Genomic DNA, 25580 nt, shown 5'->3' on the forward strand with positions numbered 1-25580 from the left:
TTACTCCGGGGCTGATAATTATAGGATTATTGGCCCCGATTTATTGGGTTAGTCACAATCAAATATTCCGCGTTATAAGATGACACCTATCAACAAAATGCTTAATGAGTAAACTGATCATCACCAGTACCGGAAATGCTTAGACCTTAACTATAATGAAAGTAGATAAGTGTAATCACGATAAATCATGAGGCAAAACCATGTCAGACAAAATCGCCGTCGGCATCAGCGCTTGCCTGTTAGGTGAGAAAGTACGTTTCGATGGCGGGCATAAACGTCTAACATTTGCCGTGGACGAGTTGGCCCCTTTTGTTCATTTTGAGCCGATCTGCCCTGAGATGGCAATCGGGCTGCCTTCACCCCGCCCAGCGCTGCGCTTGGTTAAAGCAGGCGCTGATGATATTCGTCTCAGCTTTAGTAACCAACCAGAAACCGACCTGACCCGCGCCATGCAGGACTTCTCCGCGAAAAGAATTGCGGGATTGCAGCATTTAAGCGGCTATGTGGTTTGCGCCAAATCCCCTAGCTGCGGCATGGAGCGAGTGCGGGTGTATGAAACCGATGGCAAAAATAACCGCAAAAGTGGTACTGGTATTTTCACTCAAGAATTAATGCGCCAACTACCGTGGCTCCCCATTGAGGAAGATGGCCGCCTGTGTGACCCTGAGCTGAAAGAGAATTTTGTGGCACGAATCTATGCCTTACATGAGTTTAATCAGCTATGGCAACAAGGCATGAGCCGCGCTCGGCTGATCGCTTTCCATAGCCGCTATAAATTGTTATTACTAGCTCATTCGCAACCTGCCTACCGTGAATTAGGGCGTTTCGTTGCGGCTATCGACCAATGGCCTTCAATTAATGAATGTGCTTTTGAATACCGTAACCGGCTGATGGCCCTGATGAGCCAACACTCCTCGCGCCGTGGTCACACCAATGTCTTGCAGCATGTCCAAGGCTATTTCAGCAACCAACTCAGCCCCCGGCAACGCAGCGAGCTGGCACAACTGATTTTGCGTTATCGTCAAGGCAGTCAGCCACTGCTTGCCCCCATTACCCTGCTCAAACATTATTTAGCTGAATATCCCGACAGCTATCTTGCCCAGCAGCGCTATTTTGACCCTTACCCGGAGGTTTTGCGCCTAAGGTATGGGCATTAAGAGGGGGAATTTAAACGCGATATGAAGCCCGTGGTAATTCAGCAAGTTGCCGCGTTATCAGATAACACCTATCAGCAAAATGTCTCCTTTGCGTTATTCTTAGCGCCGAAGAAAATAATTAGCAGTCTTTCTGGTGGTATCACGGCCTCATGGCAGTGAGGCCGCTGTAAAACAGGAGTTTCTATGAACATCACTTATCGCCTGGCGCTGGCTTTGGCTTTTTCTACCACGCTGCTGACGGCTACCGTTCACGCCAATAGCCTATTGGATTCAGTAAAAAGTGCTGCTGACCAATACAGTAAATCGGGTGATAGCTCATCTTCATTGTCGTCATTGACCGGCTTACTCAATGGTGGCGATAAAGGGCTAAGTGCCAGCACCATGACCAATGCTGCCGGTATATTGCAATATTGCGTACAAAATAATGTACTGTCGGCCAATGGCACTTCGGCGATTAAAGACCAATTGATGAGTAAACTGGGTATCACCAGTACCGAAAATGCCAAGAGCCAGGACTATCAGGAAGGTTTAGGCGGATTACTGAAAACCGGTGAAGGTAAGAGTTTGAATTTGAACGATCTGGGCAGTGAGCAAATCACTGAAAAAATCAAAACCAAAGCCTGTGATTTAGTGCTGAAACAGGGTCAGTCGTTCTTGTTGAAATAAACCTGACACACTGAGGTTTATAACAACGCGATTCCTGGCGCAGTGAATGAAGGGTTTACCGCACTCAGAGTGCACGGTGGCTTACGCCACTATTGCCCCAACAGTAAGTATCCCCTTCATTTCACTTTGTCAGCATGCTCTATTTTATGAAGATATTCTGGCGGTGATACGCCATCTGCCCTTCATCGGGGGAAAACTTAACCGGTAAACGCAGCTTCCGCCCTTCATATTTAGCGAAATTATCTTCACTGATACTGCTTTTGAGTTTTTTGATCAGAGGGGATAACACCATTTCCAGATGCTCATTAAAGGTGATTAATCCCTGATCAAAGGCCCGGTCGTGCAAGCTTGAAAGGCACAGACCATTACTGGGATTAAGCCGATGTTCAGCGCCGTGACTCCATGGGCGAATATGGCTGGCAACGAGTAATGCAGGTACTTCTAGTTCAGTAATACAGCAACGATTGTCATAGATGTGCAGTACATTTTTACGAAATAATTGCTGACCGACCCTAGCTTTAATAATCGTAGTTCTTTCGCCGCCACTAAAGTCTTTAATACCACTGTCAGCGTTAATACTATTATCAACTTTAATATTACTATCAAATAGTTGGGTAATCGGCTTTTCTAACTCACTCATCGCCTGTTGGCATTGCAATTCAAAAACTTCAGCATTCTCATTCAATTCCAGCCATAAAGCTCGGTCGGCCTTAGAGACACTCGTTAAACCACTGCGGCCTGAGTCAGTAATAAAAGGGTCCAGACTGGCTAAATTGACCAACTTCATCGCGAGTGCCGAAGGGGTTCTGCCAATTAACGCGGCGTAATGAATAATATCGGGATTTCTGGAATGCAATTTGCCAAAGGGAATTTGGCTATACAGTGTAAAAGCAACTAACAATTGATCCCGCGTCCAGTGATTTACCGCCGCCATGCATCGTCACCCAAAATTAGTGAGTCATTTTATTGAATGCGTTAACTATGCCAGGTGTTGTGGGGTATGGGTACCCTATCCTCCCCAATATATCTTCAGCCCTAACTCGGATAACCATACAAAATCTAAATTAACCACAACAATCCATACCCCAAAAATATCCTGTTTTGGGATATTTTTACGCGGATAGGATAATTACTCGAACACATCACATGGAGGATTAAACATTATGGATAAACAAGACTGGCATCCGGCAGATATTATCGCGGGTTTGAAAAAACGCGGTACAACGATGGCGGCACTTTCCCGAGAGTCAGGGCTGGCCTCTTCAACGCTGGCGAATACGCTGTTGCGCCATTGGCCGAAGGGCGAAAACTTGATTGCACAGGTGCTGGAATTACATCCTGCGGAGATCTGGCCTTCACGTTATCTGAAGCCTAAAAAAACGCGAAAAACGTTGCCAATTGCGTAATTAAATCTAGTTGATTCCACTTCTCCATGGAGGATAAACGGAAGTGGAATCACTAACTTTCAGGCCATCATCCTGCTGCGGTCTCGCAGGCAAAGATATTAGTACCCATATTATATGCGGCTTCAAGTACCGGACCAGGGCCACCTAAGTCTGGCAGCAGTAACACGGTTGAACTCATCACCGGTGCACCGCAGAAATTGAAAATACCGTGCTCAATCTGTATTTTCATCGCTTCGGCAAAGCCATGATTGATATAAGTCTTATGCGCGGCCGCACCGATTCCAATGATATGTACTGGCAGATGCGTCAGCTTTTTGATCAACTCCCCCGCGTCATCATAGGCCCAGCCATTGGAAAACACGCGATCAATCCATCCTTTTAACAATGCGGGCATCGACCACCAGTAAATTGGGAACACTAATACCAGCGCATCTGCTCGCTCAATCCTCTGTTGCTCCGCCAGCACATCATCCGCCAGCGAAGCTTGCCGATTAAAAGCAGCAATATCCACTGCGGTAAACCTTGGGTCAAAACCTTCGGTAGCAATATCGGCAATCTCATAAGTGTGTGTAGAATCCGATGCAACCAACCCCGCTGCAATCTGTCGTGCAACACTGTTAGTGAGTGATTCATGAAGCGGATGTGAGGTAACGATAAGTGAATGCATAATCTGACTCCTGATTGCCATTAAAATGCCGTTGGCGCAATCTATATACCATTAGTAAGTTACTGTTGGTAAGTTACCTTTGGTATATAAGCATGTCAACTAGCAAAAAGAATGTATCGTCACGACTTCGCCTATCGCGTGAAGAGCGTTACCACCAATTAATGAATACAGCATGGCAACTGGTGCGGGAAGAAGGCACTGAAGCCCTGACGCTAGGCCGCCTTGCTGAGCGCTCCGGCGTCACTAAACCGGTGGTTTATGACCATTTCGGCACCCGAGCTGGACTTTTTGCCGAACTTTATAAAGAGTTTGATAGCCGCCAAACCACATTGATGGATGCGGCCATTGCGCAATGCGAGCCAACACTCACTGCTATCGCCACTGTGACCGCCTCATCATATATTGACTGTGTCCTGCTTCAGGGGCAGGAAATCTCTGGGGTCATTGCAGCATTAAAAGGCACGCCTGAGCTGGATGAGATGAAACGTGAATATTCTAAGGCGTACATCCACAAATGCCGGAATATACTCGCGCCCTATGCTAAAGGGAATCTGATTTCAGATGCCAGCCTATGGGCATTGCTAGGTGCAGCAGAAGGGTTATCGTGTTCTGCTGCTAGCGGCGAAATCACCGCCTCACAGGCAAAATCTGAGCTATTTGAGTTGATTATGGCGATAGTAGAAAGAAGCATGGGCCAACGCTAGCAACGGCAAAGTATCCTCAAAAAGAATCAGATGGAATAGCAGGCGTAGATTGAAAGTTTACCGAGGCTGTATCAGTAGTTTGAGCGCGAGCAGGTAATGAATGGATTTCCAAATACTCCCCGCACTGCGAGGAGTATTCAGAATACCGTTAAATCGCTTTTTCTGATTCAATACTTTTTTGATTACGACTGACTGCCACTTTGAATAGCCAATATATCAAGCTGGCGGCAACCAGCGAGTTAATGGTTGGAATCCCCCACTCAGTCACCAATCCGATAACACTGCCGACAATACTGGCAATAATGGCAACCCAACCGATAACTGGTGTTTGGGTTTCGTCAGGGAGTTTCCCTTCCAGTCGACTCTTATCCAGAATATTGCGATGAGAGCGCAACACAAAATAGTCCACCAGCATGATGCCGATAATCGGCGGGAATACCACGCCTAGCACCGTAAGGAAATCCACAAACCGATCCAAAATCCCTAACACGGAAAGTGTCGTACCCAGCACGCCGATAACTAACGTGGTTAAGGTGTATTTCAGTTTTTTCCCGGTCAGCCCCTCGACCGCATTGACGATACCGAGGGACGAAGAGTACAGATTAAGGTCATTAACTCTTAATGTTGAGAACACCACCACCAGCAAGCCTGCACCACCCGCGGCCTGAGACATAATAGTCACCACATCAGCCGTTCCGAGCGTTTTAGCAATCAAGATAGCCAGGCCATTGACCACGAACTCCCCGGCCACAATGGTGAAAATCGTCACACCCAACACATGCTTCCCATTTTTGGAATAACGCGTTAGGTCAGGGGTCATCAAGCTTGCCACGATAGCGCCCCCGACAACGATAGTGATACCTGCGCTGATAGACAGAGGATCACCCGGTGGTATCAACTGCATAATTTCATGCAAATTATGCCCGGACAGCGTACTAATAGAGATATAAGCCACCAGCAAAATAAACATCGGAACCGCAATACGTGCGGCGATGCGCAATGCCTTAAAACCAAATGCCACCAAGATAGTCAGCAGGCTACCCGATAAAGCTGCCGCGAATCCGAATCCCAGTTTATTACCCAGCGCGAAATCAAGCGATTTGGCAAAAATAGCGTTTTGTATACCAAACCAACCCAATAAACTCACGGCCACCACAATCCCGATCAGTACTGAGCCTAAGCGACCAAAGCCACACCAGCGAGCCAACAGGCTACCGGAGATCCCTTCACGCATACCGGCCAGCCCAAGACCGTAGGTCACCACACCAAATATTATGCTGCCAATAAGGATTGCGGTGAATGCATCAGTCAGTGTCATGGAGTTACCCAGCACCGCCCCCAGCATAAATTGATCCAGCGCGGTCAGCATACCCATGTGAACGATGGCAACGCTTAAAAATGAAACCCTTTTATCCTGTGGCACGCGGCTTAATGGATAGTCTTCAATTTTGATCACGATAAAGTGCACCCTTGTAGTTCAGATAAACTGGATTCCTTTTGCTACCAGTCGATCCGGAATATAATTATCCAAATGTGCAAATTTGCAGAACTCCTCAAACTGTTGCAACGTGTGGACATCAGATTTTTGATAAATAGTATATATTCTGTTTTCTATTGTTTTAGTGCTGATGTTATATATCTTAGCGATCTCTTTAACAGAAAGTCTTTGCAACATTAAAAATATAACGTCAAGCTCAGCGCGGGTAAAAGTCTTACTATTAATTTCGGTGGTCAGGACGCTTGGTTTTTGTTGGTTTATGTATTTGAGTGGAGATAACGTATTAAGCGGTTTGGCACTCCACATAACACCAATGACTTCTTTTTTATCATTATAAATAGGCAGTTTTTCACTGATAAAGGGGGTCAGAGTATCTTTACCATACCAATAATGTGTTTCTATGACAGTAACCCGATCTTGTGACTCTTCGGTTCTCTTATCATGCTCCATAAACTCGGGAGAAAATTCAGCCCAGTTAGCAGGAAACTCATCGTCCAGCTTCCCCTCTATCTCAAAGTTCAATGGTGTATTGGTATAAAGATAGGCTGCCTTGTTCATATAGATATGGCGGGAATTGAGATCTTTAATGCCCCATGGCTCACTGAGGTGCTCCATCATGGCAATAAGGCCCTTGAAATAAATTTCATTATTTTTATCGGGCAAATCCATTACGACCTCGCCGATTAAAACCGGTTAAATTTCTTTTGCCAGATAGTGCCGAGTATGTTTTTTGGCATATCCACCTAAATCGCCATAGACACGATAGCCTAACTTTTCATAAAAACCTCTGGCCTGGAAATCGAAAGTATCTACATAAGCCATATGACAACCGCGTTTTATGGCTTCTTCTTCTGCTTTTTCCATTAATTGGCGACCATAGCCACTTTTACGATATTCATCACTGACCCAAAGATACTGGACCTCAAGCCCACCCCACCAGGTTCTGGCAACCAATCCTGCTACAATTTTGCCGTTGTCGTTGGTAACCGTTAAGAATAGCGGATGAATGTCTACAGCTTCAGTTTTATTATTGTGAGCCCAAAGACTATCAATGACATACTCTTCGTCTTGTGGGTTTGGCGTATCCGTGACGTTAATATTCATTTTCGTAACATACCTTCCTATATTAATAATTCAAATTGCAATCAAATTAATAAACTCCAACTGATTTTAATATCACTTTTCTTAAAGTGTTACAAGAGTGGTTTTCACCCGTTCCCACAATGGCGTTAAGTGTTTATATTTAATGTGACAGAGCTAAAAAATACCAACTTATCTCGTGAATGTTATCTGTTTGGCCTGCTCTGTCTGCAAATACTGATTTCGCCTCACCAGGGCTTTATCGGGGAAACCTATCAATAACTCACGGCTCCACCTGTAGAGCAAGGCTAACTTGCCAAAGGGGGGCCGCTCATCCTCCCCAAAATCCATAAATTTTATTGCTTAATATGCTCATTTACCGTCTACCTAGTCAAAAACTGGCCGTTCCGTTTTTATTTACCACTCACTATGAGCTTGAGCTCAAGCTTGTCGAGAGATCCCCAACAGTAAGTCTGCACTCAATACCGTGTTTCAGTACCAGTCCAGCATAAATATTTCTGTATTGTCGCAAGTCGGAAGAGTTGACCGCCGACCGACCATCGGATTTACAATCTCTCTTCCATGAGAATAAAGATCAGAGCCATATTAAATAATGAATTAAATGTAATTTAATTTACTTTATTTCTTTTTAACACCATTTATTATTCAATTACCCCTACTTTAATTATCGTACTCTCACTACAAAATACACTATAAGTAACGTTTATATAAACATAATGCGCACACTATTTTTATATTCATATATCCAATATATTGACTAAGAAGATTTTTGCGTCACGCTCATATTATTTTATATTAATAGCTAGTGTATTATTTTCTGTATTATAACCTTCCCTCCCTGCCTGGAGAGCTGTTATATTTACGCGATATTGGACAAGGACTGGAGAACCTACAGCGGGAACCCAGATGGTCGAAGCTGTTAAACGCTATGTCAGTATTAGATATGAATAATTTACTGACATTTAATTTATAGCTCAATTATTTTGCATAATCCAGGATCAATTAGATCATCACATTTCATAGATTTAAATTATGACTCCAAACATTCAAGTCTGTGCGCTCATCTCAATAAAGTAGTTAACAAATCCAAATAACATCATTTTAAGTCATATTTTCAACATAAAATACTGAACATTCTACTAACTGTAATTTAGTCCAGTAAACCGTCTGAGTTACTATTGAAAAATTAACCACTAAATATTAGGATTAACACCATATATTGTGTCTATATAAAAACAAGATACCATATATGCTACATCAATACTTCTCTTATAAGGATTCAGGCCATGAGTAAAAATACAAAACAAACATCTGGCAATGTAGCTTCCGTTGCTGCGAAGACTTTAAATGACCCTAACGCTTCTGCAATCCAGAAAAGCCTTGCTGGTTCTGCTCTCTCCCAACGAGGAACACCAAATCAGACAAGTGGAGAAATGGAACATAAAGCATCGGTTGCACTTGATAACCCAAATTCCTGTGCATTGACAAAGCAGCTAGCAGCCTCTGTATTAGCACAAGCGAATAAAGATCGTAAATAAGTTCCGTCTTAATTAACTACTGGGGCTAACGCCCCTTTTGTCGATGGCTAACCAGCTGACTAATCAGAATTATCCGCCATCGGTGATCTTTACAGGTCATTTTTCTTGGCAAAATCAAACGGCCTAATCATCCGTTCCCGGTTGGCATCTAAATAATCAGCCCCCATTGGATCGCTCAGCTTTATGGATATAAGCCGCACGTACAGAGCTACGTTCTTAATGGCTCATCTACCTCTCTATGCATTCCTTCAACCATAACCATAACGTCGCCATCTGTGGGCTTATAAGCTTTAGCTTCAAGCTCGGCAGTATAAACATTATCGAACCTACATATACACAAGCAGGTTGATGTGGGGTAACTCAGATTGACATCGGTGGACTGAAAAGAGAGAAAGCCCCGTGGGGGCTGGGTTATAGATATACAAAAGACGCTCGTAGACGTCTCTTTACATACTAATGGTGCGAAGGCCGGACTCGCCAATCAATTTCAACCATCTGAATTATAAGTAAATAAATTAAGAAACCACTACCGTGTATACTCACTTATATACTCAATTGATTTTTACATAAAACAAAATTAAATCAATGAGTTAGTGAATTTTCGGTTTTGAGATTTTACGTGATTTTTCTGAAGAAAAACAGATTTTAGAAATGCCTGGATTAGATGCTTTGCGCTAACATTCCGGAGTAGTGTTTCGCAATGATGTCATTCATCTTGTCGATTAGCTCTGGGCGCTTAAACGTCAAGTGCCCGGTACCCTTCTGGAAATATCTAATATTGAAATAATCATCTTCATAGAGTTGTGATGCTTTCTGAAGACTGATGTGATCCATCAACCGGGTAGATATATCACCACGATTGTCCGGAATGGATTTTCCGTCCAGCAGAAATAGCATCCTTTCCAAATCGGCCAACTGATCTCGCCGCCAGCCACCACTCAGACTGTAGCCCCAGCGATTGTGAGTCACCAGATTGTTGATGATGATTTTCTTTCCAAAGCTGCAGGGGCTATTGGTTTTATAATCCCAGGACAGTCCTTTAAAAACATTGATGACTCCTCGCTCAAATACCTCATCTTTGCTCTGATGCAACTGCTCAAAGGTACTGAGTATGTTGGCTTCACTGATGGCAGGAATATTCTCCCCCTCAAGGCTTTTGTTCCACTGGTCCCTTGCCTGAGCGTCCATCAAACTGAGCATTCCCGATTTTTTCATCAAATCTCGCCATATACCGCGATCAAGATTGCAGGTAATCACCTTCATTGCCGTTTCTGCTTTCTCCATAAGCCAGCAGCCACAGCGAAAGTCTTGTCGCATGGCCCAGTCTCTTGCAATTCCACCGCCAATGCTGCTGGTGGTTGCCGAGATGCCTTCAAGCTGGCAGATAAGGGCTTCAGTCTGTCCCAGCGCTGCGTTACGCCCGGAAACGATCCGCTCGATATTGGTCGAGCAGATGAGTTCAGTATGGTCAGTGAGTACTTCAGGCTCTGTCTGCATAATTAGTTTTCCATGCACAAAAGCAAACACGCCAGCCGGGAATGGCTGGCGCATTATGCGGCGAGTAGAAATAAGAGAAAGTTCGGGTGTAAAATCAGGAAGGAGGCTCGGAAAATTTACGTATTCATCAGTCCGGTTGCTCGTCTGGCTCGAAGAATATCGGTAAAATTAATGAACGGTGACGGCTCATTAAAGGAAAAACCACTGCGATCAATGCGCAGCAGGCCATAGCGCTCGACCACAAAATTCACGGCATCTTTCAACGAAATGCCGGATTCGATATGTTCCTGAATAACTGACTCATAGTGGAACGGGGTGTCATTAAGCGTCAGGCCGTAATGGCGCTCAAACAGGTACGTCAGAAGTTGTTTCCAGAAGACCACGGGTGACGGGCAATGCTGGGCCTCCCCCGCCGGGGATACGGGTAACGTTTGCATAGTTATTATCTCGTAATTTGAAAGGAAAAGGACTGTGAGGGCGTTGAGGTAACCTAATGATAAATGGGGGGGTTATGCTGCCACTGAAGGTGTTAGATAAATAATGATATAGACGTAGCCATGCGACCCGAGGGTATCAGCGTCACAAGTCAGGCCATTATGGTTCAACGTAACACTGCGCTGGTGGCGGGGATCAAGCTCACCGGAGAGTAATGCCAGTTCTAGTTGTTTCATTATCAGCGGAAATGCCTGGTCGAGCCGCAGGGCGTCGTCGGCGCTGAATACACCGTTGAAGCTTGCCCGGTCAGCCAGAAAATGCAGCCGATTGCCTTCCTGTACCAGGCGGGCACCGAAGCACGGGGTGATATTGTGCACCAGCCCCCATTGCGGACCCGCTGGGGCGACAGTCGGCTGGGTGACCAGGGTGAGTGGCAGCATCATGTAAGTATTCCTTGAGAGGTTGTAGGAAAGGAGGCTCGTCGTCCGGGTAATATCGCTATCCCCGATAGTCGGTAAAACGTTCACAGTAAAGCGTGTCGTTGTCCGCACTGATGGCGCAGGGCCAACGCTCTTCGCCGATTAATCGACTGCACAGCGATAAACGGCCAGGGTAATGGATGAGGTAATAGCACTCGGCACAGAGATCGTCATCAGCAATGAGGCGACCGTGGACTTTTTCACTGTCAGACAGGGCATCTGTCATCGCCACCCCTCACAGCCAGCCGCGTTCGGCAAACGATATCGATTCACCGTGACCGATAATCACGTGGTCCAGTACCTTGATAACTCCATTAAAAGCAAAGCCGCTATCCGGTGAGATAGCGGCTTTAACGGGATTTCAGTAGGTGAATAGAAATAGATAGGATGAAGATCAGGAGGCCAGCTCCAGCATGTTTTCTGCCATGACCCAAAGGGCCCGGTTCAGCTTCACATCGCCATCGATACCTTTGACAGCACGGGTGTGCGCAAGCTTGCCTTTGGTCGTTCGCCCCGATAGTCCACCTTTAATCAGGTTTTCCTGGATACGCTGATAAGTGGTCCAGAGATCGGTACTTTCATCCTGCCATCGGCGAGCACTGAGAATTTGTGATTCGGTCACCGGCTGATGCTCTTCGCCAAAGCGATAGGTTAGCGCAGCCTTTGCCAGCGCCTGCTGTGCCGGTGGCGGTAACAACAGAGATTGCATGGCGTCGCGTTTCTCCTCCACCCGGTCAAATATCCCCAGCACTTCGTACGCCCCTTCGATAACCTTCTCCACCACGTTTCCTTTATGTGGCACACGTACTTCCCCAAAACTCTCACCGCAAATCAGGCCGTTCTGGCAAACTGAACGAAATAATCCCGGCAACATCTGGTAACTGCTCGAACCATCGTGACTGTTAAGCAGAATAATTTCAGGAACCTGCTTACCCGTGATCTGTCCCTCGCGGCGCAGGCGAAGCATATGCTTGGTATGCTCGCGTTTGTTTGGGTCACGTACGCGGGTTTGACAGGCAAAGAACGGCTGGAAGCCTTCACGCTGCAGGTTGTCTAAAAGTGAAATGGTAGGGATATACGTATATCGTTCACTGCGCGACTCGTGTTTCTCTTCGCTGAATACGCTGGGAACAAAGTGCGCAAGTTCATCACGGGTTAATGGCCTATCGCGGCGTACAAGGTTAACTGCTCCAAAGCGGCTGGCTAATTTCATGATTAAATCCTTATTAGAGTGACATAAAAGGAAAAGGCCATGCGTCCCGAAGGAGGCATGGCCTGAGAGTGAATGCTTTTTGATGGGGCTATTGCAGCGGCTAGCATTAGCTGTACAGCCTTAGCTGATCCTTAAAATGAAAAACCCCTGTCGCATAAGCGGCAGGGGTTAATAAAAGAATGGGTTGATAATTCGGCGTTCTTTATCGGTAATAAATTTCAGTACATTCCCCCTCTTGTGGAAGTACCTTTTGGGCATTTTTCAGGTTAACCAGATAAGTGCTCACCTTCTTATCATTGATGTAAACATCGAAACTCTGAGCCTTCGCAATATCTCCAATGAACGATACCCATGCATTATCTGCATTTCGCCACCCTAGAGAGGATGGGATCCAATACTGCTGGTCATTCATTACAACAACAATATTAGGATCTTGATCCCCAGGATATACAGTCGTGCCATTGGCTAACGTGACAGCTACACCATGCTCAAGTATTCCATCCTTGTCGGGATTGCCGGTGCAGTTGATCGTGAAGGCAACATTATCCGTGCTGGTGATGGTGTATTCCGCATTGCCCTGCCCGAAGCCGCTACTCCACATATTGGGAATAGCCAGTGCAGGAGATGCGAGTAAGCAAAGTGATGCCGATAAAACGTATTGTCGCATTCTCATCCATTCGTCCTTATTTTCTACAATCCTGATTTTGAAAGCACACGATAGTCCAGATGGCGTCAGCAATTCCCTTTCTTTCGGCATAGCTCATTGAGTGTCTCTTTCGCGACCCATTGTTTAAGCAGCCTGTCGTCAGATGATTCTTTGGCTTTGATCTCAGCCAGTTGCTTTTTATTGATGCACTTATCGGCAATGGTCGTTAAAATTTTTGGCGCAACCTGCTCGTTATACTCCCTCGAAAGATTCTGCCCCGCTTGTGAGTCGACGATGCTGAAATAGCATCCTTTCCCCGTATCTTCTCCCTGATATACTACGGTCAAATCAGCGGGTTTATCGTTGGGAGCCTTAACTAATTTAATAGTCTTACTTCTCTTGTCCGCCAGGAAAAAGTTTCCCTGCCATCCGGTTCTGATGAAAAAGTGATCCGTCCAGGGATAGTTCTCAATGACACTAGCTTTATAAAGTGGCATGCCTAATTGCTCATCGGTAAACCCATCTGCCGATTTCCATCCACTTTGCCTCATATCCGACCAGGCTTTTACCGACCCCACGACGTTGTAAGCCTGTGCGTTAAATGCTAAAAGCAGGCTCCCGAGTACTATCAACTTCTTATTCAATGTTGTATTCATCTGTCACTCCTGAGAATGGATGTGTTGTCTGGTATAAATGAAACGATGAGATAACGCATTAATCTTTAAGCCGATTTTTGACTATTGAATTCCTTCAAAACGTCATGGATGAAACGGAAATGTGGGAGTGCAGTAATGAAGTCACTACCTGCGGTGAGACGGCTCAGATCATCGCGGCGGGAAAATGACTCTTTAAGAAACTTGACCTCGGTGATCTCAATAGCCAGGAATACGTTTAGATATCCGCGATACTCACAAACCAGATACCAAATACCGTCCAGACAGATAAGTCGATAAGGGGCTAAGCGCTCATACTGCCGTCCTCCACAAAAAAGCGTCACTAGCGCCCGCTCTGTTATTGCTCGCGTTAAAAGATGAAAACATTCAGAAGGGGCGGCCACACTTCGTAATGGGGTCTGGTAAATAATGCATGGTGAGTCATCGCGGCTGTTCATTAGTAGGTTCACTAAACGGCTATCAAGCACCGGGAATACCACCGAGACGCCCGTTTGGCGGGCGAAGTGGAGTACGTCACGCTCGGCTGAGGAAGTGTGGCTCCCTGGCACCAGGCGACACAGACCATTTTTATATTCCAAATCTAGGTACATCAATCGCTCTCGAAAATCCCGGCGAAGTGTACGTACCGATACTCCGAACTCTACCGCCAGTATGCGTACGCTCAGTGTTTCACCGTTTAGCAGACGGCTGATAATCAGTGACAACCTCACGGCCAGCCGATCATAGCGACGTTCAGGCTGTGGCATTGCATGGTCTCCGTAGAAAGTTAACTGGCTGAAAAATGGTGTGATTATTTTAACGAGGGGGGCGGACAGGATATGGACACACCGGAAAATATTTTTATTTCTACGGGAACCCAGATACAGGGCGAGTTGGTAGCGGATTCCTCGTGGTCATCTGCGGGATTATCGTTACCCATATCGGACAAGGTGTGTCCGGAGTGCCAAATACTTAAATCGGTAAACGACCTTGCGTATGTTCCAGCATAGTCTCCGCCATCACCCAAAGCGCTCTATTCAGCTTCAGATCCCCATCAATACCGTTAACAGCACGAGTGCGGGCTGGTTTACCTTTTACATTTCGCCCGTTAAGACCGCCTTTGATTAAGTTCTCCTGGATCCGCTGATAAGTCGTCCAAAGGTCATTAGACTTATCTTCCCAGCGGCGAGGAGACAGAGCCTGTGCAGCACTCACCGGCTGGTGGTCCTCTCCAAAACGGTAAGTGATGGCAGCTGTTGCCAACGCGTGTTGCGCTGGTGGAGGTAACATTAATGACTGCATGACCTCACGTTTTTCTTCAACACGATCAAATATACCCAGCACCTCATACGCGCCTTCGATGACCTTTCCAACGACGTCGCCTTTATGTGGTACACGCACCTCACCAACCGTTTCGCCGCACACCAGCCCGTTCTGGCAGACAAAGCGGAATAACCCTCGCAGCATTTGGTAACTGCTTGAACCATCGTGCGAATTCAGAAGAATGATTTCAGGAACCTGTTTACCCGTTATCTGCCCCTCGCGACGCAGGCGCAGCATGTGCTTGGTATGCTCGCGCTTCTCGGGATCACGAACCCTTGTCTGACAGGCAAAGAACGGCTGAAAACCTTCTTTCTGCAAGTTGTCGAGGAGGGTAATTGTAGGGATATAGGTATAACGGTTACTGCGTGATGCATGTTTTTCCTCGCTGAATATGCTGGGAACGGCGCTAAATAATTCATCGCGAGTTAAGGGACGGTCACGGCGAATTATGTTGGCAGAGCCAAATCGGGAAGATAAACGGGCCATAAGTACTCCTTCGTTGTCATTCAAAATGAAATAAAAAAAGCCTGCTGCGTGAGCAACAGGCCTTTGAAATTGGGAGATGAGAGGTATTGTTAATTCAGAAGAAAAAGTCCCATATGGCTCGGGCGACTGAAACCACCGTGTCACGCACGCCGAGAATAAGTGCTCTGACAGTTTCAGGTATAAATGGCAGCATGGCCGCTTTATCAAGCACACCCCCTACAGATTTGCCAAAGTCTGCGCGCGCACTCTCTTTGACAGAATGACTTCTGAGGTTATCGTTTAGTTGGGTTTGAAAAGGGCTACTGGCTTTCGCGGGCAAAGCTCGCATCAGGTTATCCACCATTTGACTTAGCCCCCATCCATGCTTCGCGGAAATTGCACAGACAGGATTGTTAGGCGAAAACTGAGAGCGGATATCGCGTAATTTATGGCTGAGATTGACTTTCTGAAGAGGGGATAGTGTTTGACTTGCGTTATCCCATTCATGGCAAGGCTCAAGTTTATCAGCCTGGTTGACGACAAATAACACCTTGTCGCGATGAGCACCGATGACATCTCGGTAAAATTGTTCATCGACCGACAAAGCCCGGTCATCAGCTTTGATTACCCAGAGTATAAGATTCATGCGCGGTAAAAGGCGCTGATACAATGCTGCATACTCATGGTCGCGCGCAGCGCTTTCACCTACGCCAGGTAGGTCAACTAGTACCATACTATGCCGCCCCATACGTAGGCGAAAACGGAGTGGTTCACGAGTACAGGCTATAACATCATTGACTGGCGTAATGTCACTCGCAAAAAGAGCATTACACAATGATGATTTTCCGGAGCCCGTTTTTCCCATAAGACCAATCACCGGCTCATAATCACCAAGCCTGCAAACGTGTAATAAGATGTGCGCTTTAACTGCATCCGGCAGTACACTAACAGACTGCGCCATCCGATGAATGCCTTCACCTTTATTCATGAAACTACCTCAGACAACAAAAAGAAAGCCCGCCAGAATCATAAAGACTCTGGCGGGCTTAAGGGAAATGGTCATGGGGATAATATCTATCTGAGATTCTTTTAAATATAGCCAGTTAATATTTAATGATTGCTTTCATGTAAGCATCATGGATGAGAACCTCTAACTCTTCATTTATTTTTCTTTTATTTTTTCTGACAAGATAATCCAGTTGTTTTTTACTCTCCTTGCCAATGTAAGTGTTCAATACCTTTTTATCTTTAACACCATCTCTAAATTTTTTTTGCCCCCACGCCTTCTTGAGTTTAATGATAAACAGCTCAACCTCAGAATCAGTATGTTTGGAAACCCACCGATCAAACAATGAAAATATTACTAAATGCGGGAGGTTTTTCTTATAAATGTCAACACTTTTTTCCGTGATTTTAATTTTTTCAAAATATGATAATAGCCATCGATAATCAGAATCATAATGCGAGCTATATCTGTCAGATGGAAACCAAAATGGATTTTTGAATTTGCTTTGAATTCTTTCCCATACTTGCTTTCGCTCATTAAGTAATAATTGGATATGTTGTTTATTTGATGCTGCACATAGCCTATCAATTAACCTTAAAGCAGCTTCGTGAATAATCCGATCTTCATTTTCCTTAAAAACTCCAACCGGCAACACAATGTCAAAGAAATTAACCTCTTTGTTATAAAGCATCCGATATTCAAAATGAAGCATATCGAAAACATAAGATAACGCTCTAGGGTTGTTAAACCACGCAAGCTCACCTTCAGGTATCAATGTATCTTTTGCCTGGATTTTAAAAAACTCCAGTTTTTTCTCAGGAAAATTGTTTGTCAAACCTCCTTTATCATTGACTAAATTAAGTAAGTTCCCCTCGACTGAATCACCATTCATAACTTTACTAATTAATATATCCAAATCATTCTCTGATAAGTGGGCGCTCTTTCCAACCAGATATAAAACCATTAATGAAAGCCGCTTCTCATACATGCAAGGTATAATTTTTACCATCAAAATCACCATTAACTCTACGTAGACATTAACGTAGTTTCTTGCGTAGATACTCTCATGTCAATATCTTGATGTAAACTCTGTCTAGTCGGTCTATTTTTGCAAGTAAGGAGGCATTTTTTAGTACGTTATCTGATGCTCAGCTAGAGATTAATGTAACAAAACAGGCGACATAAGGAGGTAAAGAAACCACTGATTATTTTTATACCATTGCTTTCGTCACGCTCATGTATTATCAGATGATAGCAATTGCTTTAATCCATTGAGAGGAATGCAGCTTGCTGCTTAAAATCTAATTTTATGGTACTGGAACACTCAGAATTTTTATTTCATACCAACAGACTTAAATTCCACCATTTATCGAAAAACCAGACTATTAAACATCTCCATTGTTACTACCTGAAAATACTGACACTCATCAATTACTGGCACTCAAGATGGTCCGTAGAATTTTGTGACTATCGAATCATAACTGATGACCTATTTTGTATAAAAAAACTAACCTCTAACTTCCCAGCATGTAAAGAAAGAAACCCTCTCTAACCTTAAATCATTTCACTCAATGGGTAATTTTTAAAAAAAACTCATGAAATTAACTTTGCCTTTCAATTTTATTTTTTTGATAAAACACCTACCACTAACTTCATCCACTCCGAAACCAAGCATTATCTTACCGATACCTACAATACAATTTAAATATCATAAAAAAATAACAAAAAAACACCCCTAATAAAATTAAAAAAAATAAACATCATGGTGAACTCCTCCATGAAGCCCAAGGACTAAATCATTCAGTACCCTTCGTTAATCTCCACATCTAAGCTATAGAGGTCATGAATACAATAACCTTTCCAACCCATATATTATCCCCCGAGCTAATCCTGAGTCGATGTAAGTAGACGAGTCTAATTTATACAGCATCCCTGCAAGTTATTTTTGAGTTTATTATAATTAATAACGACCCATATCTTAGAGATGATTTTTAATAAATTATTTTATTGTTAGTAGATACTTACCCCATCAACATACTTGTAAAAAATATCGGTAATTTTCCTGCTTTAATTCCTGAGACTGAAAGTACTGCGTCCTAATCAGACTCCAGCACTCATACGCTCGATAAGGACAGATTTAAAAGTGACAAATTGAGGTAAGCGAACCGAGCTCCTCATTTTTTACAGAAACACCGGTTGTTATGCCAGAGCGGACAAAGTACGAAAATCACTCCGATTCCGGCGCTCTTAACAACAACCGGAGAATCAAATCATGATGACTAAACCTACCCTACTCGAAGATCAATTCGTCAATATGGCATTCATCACTCAACTGACCGGTTTAACCGATAAATGGTTCTATAAACTCATTAAAGATGGTGTGTTCCCCAAACCTATCAAACTGGGCCGTAGCTCTCGCTGGCTGAAAAGCGAAGTCGAAGTCTGGCTTCAGGAGCGCATAACGCAGTCCCGCCGGTAAGCCCTACTCCACCCAGTGACCCCATTCAAAATCGTATTTTCACTATCCGCTCAATGCGGAGGGTTACGGCGACCTAAAATCTGACATTCAAGGACCCAACATGCAAAACACGTCTCCGATACTCAACCATTATCAAACCTGGCTTGATGATTTCACCCGCATCAGCCTTTGGCACGGTTTGTGTCAGCAGGATCTCACTCAATGGCACCGGCTGGCGTTGACATCCTGCCTCACCCCCGAGGGCATCGTTATCGTCATTCCGCAGTGCCTGCTTCAGATAACGCACTCACCTGGCGTAGACGCGTGTGCCGCTGCCCCTAAGATAACCAAACAGACCGATTGGCCCCTACTCTCCGGTGTGCTACTCAACGAATGTTATCGTTTGGAGAAAGGGACGCTGGCGGAGCAGTTACAGATGATGTTCCGGTTGCATGCCCCGACTATTCAGCAGGCCCTGACACTGCTGTTCTGGTGTGAACTGGTTATGCAGGGTCGGAGATGAGTGAGTGGTATACGCTGCACTTACGGCTTCCTGACACACTGAGTCAATGGCTGGCAGCGAAGCAGAAAGCCTACCAGGACCTGACGATGCTGACTGAAGGTTATAACCGTGCCGCGCGACCACGCTCTCACAGCGGAACATCAGTGGGGGACTGACCCGTCAGAGGACCGTAGGCGCTTGCTGGCATACACGCCTGGGTTTTCCCTTAATCACGTAGCAGGAGCCTGTAGAGGCGCAAATAAAGCCTAATTTATACAGTGTGTTATCGTGCATCAGCGCATCCGTTCCTTTTCGTCCCACACCGTACCCCCCCCATTAACCCTATTCCCTGACAGTCAGAGTCACTGTCCGATGCTATCGGCGGCTTCTGGCTGCATACCCTTTGGCCCCAAGGATTATTGAATGAAAGACTATAAATCCCGTTACGAAGAGCTCCATAAATATTACCAAACCTGGCTGATGGGTTTTACAAAACTGGCCGTTTGCCAGGGTATGTGCCATCAGAATATTTATTACACCCATGCCCTGACAGTAGGATGTCTGCAATTTCCTGGGAAAGACCCGGTTATTGCGATTGTTCCGCAATGCCTGCACCGAATCATTTACGGTAAAGCATCGACAGCATCCTTATCCCTTGAGGACGACCTGAGCGTCAGTTTATGTACGCAGGAGCATTTGCTCGTTCATCATCCGATGCTGGAAGGTATCCTGCTTTCTGAATGTGTCCGCTTAAAACAACGTTCACTGGCGAATAAACTCACCAGCCTGTTTCAACAGTTCAGCGGAACTGAGCTCCGTCTAAAGCTTGTCTGGCTGTGCTGGTACGATTTGATGCTGGGAAATAGTCTTGCTGACTGGATTGAAAATCTGAAGTTAAAATCAAGCGAGGAGGTCAATAACTGGGTTAATGACCGGCAGACTGAGAACCACAGGCTCACCAGCATGATGGATGAGTACGTCTGCTTTGCGTACCGCACAGTACTCGAACCGTTGATTTGAGGCACTCGAAATGCTAACGGGGTACACCACCATTCCAAGGTAAATACATATTGTATGGAACAGCTAACTTCGGAGTAGTTTTATCTTATAAATCAGTGATCTAATCGGCATGACAGAAGGTTATGCGAAAGTGCGCGAGTGTCGGATAGGTAATATATACCTGTTATCGGAATGGGTATCAAAATACCTGTTATCAACATAGATATCAGTCATATCGACTCCTTGCTATACAAACACTTAAACAACATTCCAGAGGTGAGCAGCAGGACAGTCGCGTAGAGTACGGCAGTAAATCACAACTCTAGTAACCCGTATCCCTGTCAGCCCCATAAATCCGAATCCACATATCCACTATGCCTGTCTGTGACCCGGCAGGGCGTCTCTTTGCCTAAAATCGACAGGTGGAGGAAACTATTATGTTAATTTTCAATGAAATCAAAGAAATGGTACTGGATAAACGCCAGGTACCCTTCAATACCCATTACCTGCAACAAATCATGAAAGTTATCTGGAATGCCCTCAACGATCACTCACGCACGACCGTTATTCGGGTGGACCTTCGCCTGCCTGAATACCGTGATATTGGCGACAGTATTATCTACAGCCCTGATCTTCGCAAAGGGTTAATGTCACGCTTTATCGAGTCGTTGAACGCCAAAATTGCAGCATATCGGAAAAGAAAAGCCAGAGGAGAAAAGCGAATACATCGTAATTCCTTACGATACATTTGGGTCCGAGAGCAAGCCGACCTTTTAGGTAAGAAGCATTACCATGCAGTACTGTTTGTGAGTACCGAATGCTTCAATACACTTGGAATCTACGACGATAACGGTACCGGGCTGGCGTCGCTTATCCAAGAGGCCTGGCTGAGTGCGCTGGGAATGAGTGACTATTCAGAATGCCGCGGACTAGCTCGTTTTCCTGAACATCCCCTTTATTTCCTAGACGTGAATCGCCATGATTTTCGGGAGGCGTTGGACAAACTAACCCTTCGCATAAGTTACCTAGCGAAAGAGCGTACTAAAATCTACAGCAGTGAGGAACGCTCATTTGGTTGTAGTCAGGCCTGAGATGCGAACTGCACAAAAATTATGATCGGGATAGAGGTCAAATTTATGCTGCTCTGACACAAAAATTTGGGGGCTATATGAGAATATCACTATCGGGCCATCAACCTCGCTTGGAGATATTATGGGATGGTGCTGAATCAATATTTCGCTCATGAGCATGGCCACCCACGACGACCAAATAACGACAATGACATATAACCGGATATGTAGCTTGTAATGGTCAACTAAAACCGGACACGGATTTAGGCACATTGTTGTAATCGGCGTTCATATTCATTCGGCGATATATTGCCCAGCCGGTAATGCCGACGCTTCAGATTATAAAAACTGTCGATATAATCGATAACGTCCGCAATGCCCTGACTTCGGGTTTCATAGCGACGGTAGTTAACTCTCTCTGCTTTCAGGCTGCGGAAGAACCTCTCCGTAACGGCATTATCCAAACAGTTACCCTTGCGGCTCATACTGCCCGTCACATCAAGTTCCTGCTGGCAGGACTGGAACTGGGCGCTAGTATACTGAGCACCTTGATCGCTATGGAATACGACTGGGCCTGTTGGCCGTCGTTTATTAACCGCCAGTCGTAATGCCCGGATAGTCAGGGCGCTGTCCGGTTTGTCCGAGAAGGCCCAACTCACTATTTTTCTTGAACATAAGTCCATGACAATAGCCAGATATAACCAGCCCTGAGCGGTACGAAGATAGGTGATATCACCTGACCACCAGGTATTTAATGTCTCTGGATTAAACTGTCGATTCAACAGATTAGCCGCCACTACAGCCGGTTTACCACCACGTGGATAGCGATGACGTCCGGGACGCTTCGCAACCAGCATCAGGGTCTTCATTATCTGACGGACACGGTATCGGCCAACGTTAAAACCCTGTTCACGCAGCTCAATACACATGCGCCGACTGCCATACGTCGCATCCATTTCAGCATGAACATGCTTAGCCGCCGCATGAAGCATCAGAACATTTGCTCTGAGGGCTGGCCGCCGGCTTCGGGCGTAAAATACACTGCGCGTGAGCGACAGGCATCGACATACTTGCTGGATGTTTGCCCCGGCCTTCTTCAGCTTCACCGCGACTTTTTGTCGTTGTTCATTTCCATGGCGAAGAAGGCTGAAGCCTTTTTTAACAGGTCATTGTCGCTTTGCAACTGACGTACCTGCTTTTCAAGTTCCTGTATTCGTCGTTGTTCAGACGTGATCGCGGTGGCGATGGGAGTATCTCCCCTCACTTCTCCGCGATATTGGCGTAACCAGCGTTGTAATGTTGAAAGGCCTATATTCATCGTTTCAGCAGCCTGGGTCACCGGGTACTTATGCTGCAGAACCAAATTGACACATTCCTGCTTGAACTCATGGGTAAACGTTTTTCTTCGCATTTTCACCTCGTTAGCGTTGCTCATTATATCTCTAACAAAGTGTCCGAAATGATTAGACCATTACAAGAGTGGACAGGCTTCTGGAGATAGACAGCAGTGCTGGTGCTCCAACTATACGAGGTACTATATTCGTTATTATCGAGTTTCAATAATTGATTTATGCAGGACCCTTCAACCCCTAACTCGATACATCAATCTATATCCTACCGCGATGAACAAATGCTCGCGTCATTGGAAGCAACGTCGAAACTGTCTCAGCTGAAGTCCTACTTGACATTCAATACTCTGTGCTTCAGCAGTGAAGTAGAACTTAAATCAACTATTCTGGATGAATCCGTTATAAAATCTTCGTGTTAGCAGTTCTTACAATAATGTTTTTTGCATTCATCTATCGCCGAAAACATATCCCGCGAAGGACGCATGTTGTAAGTAATTGCCATCTGAAATCCATCCTTCTGGAATCCAAGATGCTCCAGATTGATTATTTCATCCGTTTTAGCCCAATATTTATCGCCATTCACCTCCAGTATCTTCTCACGATAAACCACTATTTTTTCAGGATAGTCCGCGCGCTCTCCTTCTTTTGAAAATATTTCGTAACGCACATACCCATTGTTTTGCTCTCCCAGTAACAGCACCTTGGCAAGATTAAGTTGTACCATTACTAAATCCTTATCGTAATTTGTCAGAACCGGCTTCGGTCAAATCGGGCTAGATACAAGATTGTGGGGCGATTAATCAACGGGACATGCGTTGCTTGATTACTCCGAAAAACATTCCCCACAGATGTTCTGACATCCCTTCGTTCGTCAACAGCGCCTCCCGTGAGGCGCCACTACTAAAGCCTCCCATCAGAGCACGAAACCCTAGAGTTTGGTCGTTATCAACAAGGGTCAAGCTTTCGTTATAGCTATTTCGGACAACGTTTTCTTGGCTATAGCAGATATCTCCCATTCCATGGTGTTGGGTGCCACGCCAGATGCCACATTGACCAACCTTGCTACCGTTGATATACACCGCGCAAGTGAATGAATTCGCATCAAGTAGGTGGAAATCGACGTCTAATCCAGCATGGCGTTTCTTGAGTTCATCCAAAGAGTTCTCAAAATAACGGGCGACATACTCAAAACCTTCACGTCGGGCTCGATCTTTATCAAGGTCGGTAAAGGTCTTTGGTAGAGAAAGATTGCTGGAACGTGGAGTAAAAACCGTCTCTGTTGCCTGATACACCGGATTCCCCGGAGCTGGAGAAGAAACATGCACACTCTGTTGTGGTTTTTTCGCTTCCATACTGGCAATAGCGCGAGAGACGGCATCAAAGACCTGAACATAACCTTCATCGTGGCTGGCAAATTTGGTGATGGGCTTACCGTCGATTGTCGCCGCCATAATGCTGCCGAACGGTAACTGGTGCCAAGCGCATTCTCTTAAGATCACCGGAATGACCACTGCCTCACCGCGCTTGTGACGGTCCATCGAGTTGGTCATTTCAACCTGATAGCAATAATCGGAGGCGATGAAATCGCTGCTGATGAGCAATAGAATAATATCGGCTTCGGAAAAATAATGATCAATCTGGTGTTCAAATTCCAGCCCAGGATCGATACGGCGATCGTGCCATGTACTGATTTTCCCCATCCGCTTGAGGGGCGAAAGATGTTTCTCGAGCTCATTGCGTAGTGCTTCATCTACATGGGAATAAGAAAAAACAAGGCTAATCATAACGGTGAAGACTCCTGAGGCGCGGCAATTAACTAATTCTATTCTGCCTCAGATATGGGCAAAGGTCACTTTTCTCACTATTTTTTTAGGGTTATTGCTTTGTCGATTCTTTTGCTGTTCTCGCACTTTAATGGTTAGGTGAACAATACGCACCCACTGGCATTGCATCCAGTAATTTTCTTGTTTTCAAACCTCAAATGAGGTATAAAAAATAGAAAATCCATAAGAGGCACTGCCAATGTACTCTCACAATCTCGCAAAAACTGTCGTGCTGGCTGACCCTGGTGACGTTGAGTCCTATCTGCAGCCTATGAATCTCAGCCAAGGTGATCTTGGCCGTATCCTCGAAAGAGGATTATCAGGCCGTTACTCAACGACCCAAAACCACCCTGCAATTTCACGTGGGCAGTATTTTTATGGTGAGGGAGTTAGCGGCGCTCGTGAGATTCTTGCGCCAAAAGGGTACAAACGGCTATCTATTCGAAATGTTGAATTAACCGTTAGCGATAAAGTTGCAATTTACCTATGCCGTGGCTGCGATCAAACTGGGCTTCTTCATGGATACCCTGAATCTCGCCTGAAGAAAGGTGACTTTACTTGCGAACTGATGGGGTTGATTCACAACAATACCCCAGGGCAAGGAGTTCTCAAACTTGACGATAACCAACTTAAGTTGGACCTTGATCTACTCGAAGGCGATATTGTCCCTCTCCTGCCAAATAAAATCGGAATGGACTTATGGTTTTTACTCTACGATTTTTATGAAATCGATGACTTTCACCGTGTCGGCATCCGTGCAGAACTTTCTCGGCCTATTTCGTACAACGATAAAAATGTAGTTAATAGCTTTTCTACGCGTTTGATACTTGATATCCACGGACCTGAGCCGATTATCCAGAGTAATGATGCACCACTATTTACGCCGGATATTGACCTCGACATTTTAAAAGTAGGCTAAGTATGT

The 25580-nt window shown here is 45.2% G+C and carries 33 protein-coding genes and 1 pseudogene; 13 read left to right on the top strand and 21 right to left on the bottom strand.

Translation table 11 applies throughout. The features are described 5' to 3' along the window. The first annotated feature begins 200 nt into the window (after positions 1-200). Genes V2A84_RS16165 through V2A84_RS16175 form a run of 3 tightly spaced genes read left to right on the top strand, consistent with a single transcriptional unit; the run spans position 201 to position 1823 of the window. Entirely contained in the window at positions 201-1157 is a 957-nt protein-coding gene (locus V2A84_RS16165) for a YbgA family protein (protein ID WP_083160780.1), read from the top strand. Between the two features lie 21 nt (positions 1158-1178). After that, entirely contained in the window at positions 1179-1316 is a 138-nt protein-coding gene (locus V2A84_RS16170) for a hypothetical protein (RefSeq protein ID WP_193784736.1), read from the top strand. A gap of 24 nt (positions 1317-1340) precedes the next feature. Continuing rightward, positions 1341-1823, top strand: coding sequence for a DUF2501 domain-containing protein (locus V2A84_RS16175; RefSeq protein WP_083160781.1), 483 nt, complete (start codon positions 1341-1343; stop codon positions 1821-1823). A gap of 139 nt (positions 1824-1962) precedes the next feature. Here V2A84_RS16175 and V2A84_RS16180 read toward each other — a convergent pair whose 3' ends face one another. Then, positions 1963-2757, bottom strand: a complete 795-nt coding sequence (locus V2A84_RS16180; RefSeq protein WP_083160783.1) for an HNH endonuclease — start codon at positions 2755-2757, stop codon at positions 1963-1965. Positions 2758-2986: 229 nt separating this feature from the next. Between V2A84_RS16180 and V2A84_RS16185 the strand changes: the two genes are divergently transcribed. Continuing rightward, entirely contained in the window at positions 2987-3229 is a 243-nt protein-coding gene (locus V2A84_RS16185) for a helix-turn-helix domain-containing protein (RefSeq protein WP_083160785.1), read from the top strand. 67 nt (positions 3230-3296) lie between these two features. Here the strand turns inward: V2A84_RS16185 and V2A84_RS16190 are convergent, their stop codons facing one another. Next, positions 3297-3896, bottom strand: a complete 600-nt coding sequence (locus tag V2A84_RS16190) for an NAD(P)H-dependent oxidoreductase (RefSeq protein WP_083160787.1) — start codon at positions 3894-3896, stop codon at positions 3297-3299. A 161-nt stretch (positions 3897-4057) separates the two neighbouring features. Between V2A84_RS16190 and V2A84_RS16195 the strand changes: the two genes are divergently transcribed. After that, positions 4058-4600, top strand: a complete 543-nt coding sequence (locus V2A84_RS16195; protein WP_227746605.1) for a TetR/AcrR family transcriptional regulator — start codon at positions 4058-4060, stop codon at positions 4598-4600. Between the two features lie 148 nt (positions 4601-4748). On the opposite strand, the gene V2A84_RS16200 is transcribed toward V2A84_RS16195, so the two are convergent. Genes V2A84_RS16200 through V2A84_RS16210 form a run of 3 tightly spaced genes read right to left on the bottom strand, consistent with a single transcriptional unit; the run spans position 4749 to position 7202 of the window. Further along, positions 4749-6056: a cytosine permease gene (locus V2A84_RS16200; RefSeq protein ID WP_372568624.1), complete on the bottom strand. Its 1308-nt coding sequence runs from the start codon at positions 6054-6056 to the stop codon at positions 4749-4751. A 21-nt stretch (positions 6057-6077) separates the two neighbouring features. Continuing rightward, on the bottom strand, positions 6078-6767 hold the full coding sequence (locus tag V2A84_RS16205) for a helix-turn-helix transcriptional regulator (RefSeq protein ID WP_083160791.1): 690 nt from the start codon (positions 6765-6767) through the stop codon (positions 6078-6080). 24 nt (positions 6768-6791) lie between these two features. Further along, complete coding sequence (locus V2A84_RS16210) at positions 6792-7202, bottom strand: GNAT family N-acetyltransferase (RefSeq protein ID WP_083160793.1); 411 nt, start codon at positions 7200-7202, stop codon at positions 6792-6794. 802 nt (positions 7203-8004) lie between these two features. On the opposite strand from V2A84_RS16210, the gene V2A84_RS16215 reads away from it, so the two are divergent. Both V2A84_RS16215 and V2A84_RS16220 read left to right on the top strand, forming a co-directional pair. After that, positions 8005-8172, top strand: a complete 168-nt coding sequence (locus tag V2A84_RS16215; protein WP_193784737.1) for a POTRA domain-containing protein — start codon at positions 8005-8007, stop codon at positions 8170-8172. Positions 8173-8485: 313 nt separating this feature from the next. After that, positions 8486-8737, top strand: coding sequence for a hypothetical protein (locus V2A84_RS16220; protein WP_372557899.1), 252 nt, complete (start codon positions 8486-8488; stop codon positions 8735-8737). 660 nt (positions 8738-9397) lie between these two features. Here the strand turns inward: V2A84_RS16220 and V2A84_RS16225 are convergent. The 12 genes and pseudogenes from V2A84_RS16225 to V2A84_RS16280 all read right to left on the bottom strand — a co-directional run bounded on the left by V2A84_RS16225 (position 9398) and on the right by V2A84_RS16280 (position 17463). Further along, positions 9398-10234: a DUF4942 domain-containing protein gene (locus V2A84_RS16225; protein WP_442848961.1), complete on the bottom strand. Its 837-nt coding sequence runs from the start codon at positions 10232-10234 to the stop codon at positions 9398-9400. A gap of 116 nt (positions 10235-10350) precedes the next feature. Then, positions 10351-10671 (bottom strand): TA system toxin CbtA family protein, encoded by a 321-nt coding sequence (locus V2A84_RS16230; RefSeq protein ID WP_442848962.1) that lies wholly within the window; start codon positions 10669-10671, stop codon positions 10351-10353. Positions 10672-10743: 72 nt separating this feature from the next. Beyond that, positions 10744-11109 carry a type IV toxin-antitoxin system YeeU family antitoxin gene (locus tag V2A84_RS16235; RefSeq protein WP_442849139.1) on the bottom strand — a complete coding sequence of 122 codons (366 nt, stop codon included), beginning with the start codon at positions 11107-11109 and terminating at the stop codon, positions 10744-10746. A 58-nt stretch (positions 11110-11167) separates the two neighbouring features. Further along, on the bottom strand, positions 11168-11374 hold the full coding sequence (locus V2A84_RS16240) for a hypothetical protein (RefSeq protein WP_213051426.1): 207 nt from the start codon (positions 11372-11374) through the stop codon (positions 11168-11170). Between the two features lie 9 nt (positions 11375-11383). Further along, positions 11384-11475: pseudogene (locus V2A84_RS16245) on the bottom strand (JAB domain-containing protein); the annotation flags it as partial. 67 nt (positions 11476-11542) lie between these two features. Further along, on the bottom strand, positions 11543-12364 hold the full coding sequence (locus V2A84_RS16250) for a DUF932 domain-containing protein (RefSeq protein WP_442849140.1): 822 nt from the start codon (positions 12362-12364) through the stop codon (positions 11543-11545). Between the two features lie 199 nt (positions 12365-12563). Continuing rightward, positions 12564-13034 (bottom strand): hypothetical protein, encoded by a 471-nt coding sequence (locus V2A84_RS16255; RefSeq protein WP_442848963.1) that lies wholly within the window; start codon positions 13032-13034, stop codon positions 12564-12566. A 59-nt stretch (positions 13035-13093) separates the two neighbouring features. Continuing rightward, positions 13094-13663 (bottom strand): hypothetical protein, encoded by a 570-nt coding sequence (locus tag V2A84_RS16260; protein ID WP_442848964.1) that lies wholly within the window; start codon positions 13661-13663, stop codon positions 13094-13096. Between the two features lie 65 nt (positions 13664-13728). After that, positions 13729-14427, bottom strand: coding sequence for a DeoR family transcriptional regulator (locus V2A84_RS16265; protein ID WP_050085530.1), 699 nt, complete (start codon positions 14425-14427; stop codon positions 13729-13731). A gap of 205 nt (positions 14428-14632) precedes the next feature. Further along, positions 14633-15469: a DUF932 domain-containing protein gene (locus V2A84_RS16270; protein ID WP_442848965.1), complete on the bottom strand. Its 837-nt coding sequence runs from the start codon at positions 15467-15469 to the stop codon at positions 14633-14635. A 94-nt stretch (positions 15470-15563) separates the two neighbouring features. Beyond that, entirely contained in the window at positions 15564-16436 is an 873-nt protein-coding gene (locus V2A84_RS16275; protein WP_442848966.1) for a GTPase family protein, read from the bottom strand. Positions 16437-16551: 115 nt separating this feature from the next. Next, entirely contained in the window at positions 16552-17463 is a 912-nt protein-coding gene (locus V2A84_RS16280) for a hypothetical protein (RefSeq protein ID WP_442848967.1), read from the bottom strand. Positions 17464-18726: 1263 nt separating this feature from the next. Between V2A84_RS16280 and V2A84_RS16285 the strand changes: the two genes are divergently transcribed. The 5 genes from V2A84_RS16285 (at position 18727) to V2A84_RS16305 (ending at position 21504) form a co-directional block, all read left to right on the top strand. Next, a complete protein-coding gene (locus V2A84_RS16285; protein ID WP_442848968.1) occupies positions 18727-18933 on the top strand; it encodes a helix-turn-helix transcriptional regulator in 207 nt (68 codons plus the stop codon). A 100-nt stretch (positions 18934-19033) separates the two neighbouring features. Next, positions 19034-19435 carry a secretoglobin family protein gene (locus tag V2A84_RS16290; RefSeq protein ID WP_442848969.1) on the top strand — a complete coding sequence of 134 codons (402 nt, stop codon included), beginning with the start codon at positions 19034-19036 and terminating at the stop codon, positions 19433-19435. Next, complete coding sequence (locus V2A84_RS16295; RefSeq protein ID WP_442848970.1) at positions 19432-19590, top strand: hypothetical protein; 159 nt, start codon at positions 19432-19434, stop codon at positions 19588-19590. Before V2A84_RS16290 ends, V2A84_RS16295 begins: the two co-directional genes overlap by 4 nt. Before the next feature lie 247 nt (positions 19591-19837). Continuing rightward, positions 19838-20434: a hypothetical protein gene (locus tag V2A84_RS16300; protein WP_167311676.1), complete on the top strand. Its 597-nt coding sequence runs from the start codon at positions 19838-19840 to the stop codon at positions 20432-20434. A 416-nt stretch (positions 20435-20850) separates the two neighbouring features. Further along, positions 20851-21504, top strand: coding sequence for an inovirus Gp2 family protein (locus V2A84_RS16305; protein ID WP_442848971.1), 654 nt, complete (start codon positions 20851-20853; stop codon positions 21502-21504). 242 nt (positions 21505-21746) lie between these two features. On the opposite strand, the gene V2A84_RS16310 is transcribed toward V2A84_RS16305, so the two are convergent. From V2A84_RS16310 to V2A84_RS16325, 4 genes are all read right to left on the bottom strand, one after another. Then, entirely contained in the window at positions 21747-22589 is an 843-nt protein-coding gene (locus tag V2A84_RS16310; RefSeq protein WP_442848611.1) for an IS3 family transposase, read from the bottom strand. Beyond that, positions 22586-22918, bottom strand: a complete 333-nt coding sequence (locus V2A84_RS16315) for a transposase (protein WP_442848610.1) — start codon at positions 22916-22918, stop codon at positions 22586-22588. Before V2A84_RS16315 ends, V2A84_RS16310 begins: the two co-directional genes overlap by 4 nt. A 329-nt stretch (positions 22919-23247) precedes the next feature. After that, a complete protein-coding gene (locus tag V2A84_RS16320; protein WP_442848972.1) occupies positions 23248-23556 on the bottom strand; it encodes a hypothetical protein in 309 nt (102 codons plus the stop codon). 76 nt (positions 23557-23632) lie between these two features. Continuing rightward, positions 23633-24616, bottom strand: a complete 984-nt coding sequence (locus tag V2A84_RS16325; RefSeq protein ID WP_442848973.1) for a toll/interleukin-1 receptor domain-containing protein — start codon at positions 24614-24616, stop codon at positions 23633-23635. A 238-nt stretch (positions 24617-24854) separates the two neighbouring features. Between V2A84_RS16325 and V2A84_RS16330 the strand changes: the two genes are divergently transcribed. Further along, complete coding sequence (locus V2A84_RS16330) at positions 24855-25574, top strand: hypothetical protein (protein WP_442848974.1); 720 nt, start codon at positions 24855-24857, stop codon at positions 25572-25574. The last annotated feature ends 6 nt before the right edge of the window (positions 25575-25580 follow it).

The organism is Yersinia sp. 2553 StPb PI, from assembly GCF_052217105.1.
GTDB classification, from domain to species: Bacteria; Pseudomonadota; Gammaproteobacteria; order Enterobacterales; family Enterobacteriaceae; genus Yersinia; species Yersinia enterocolitica_E.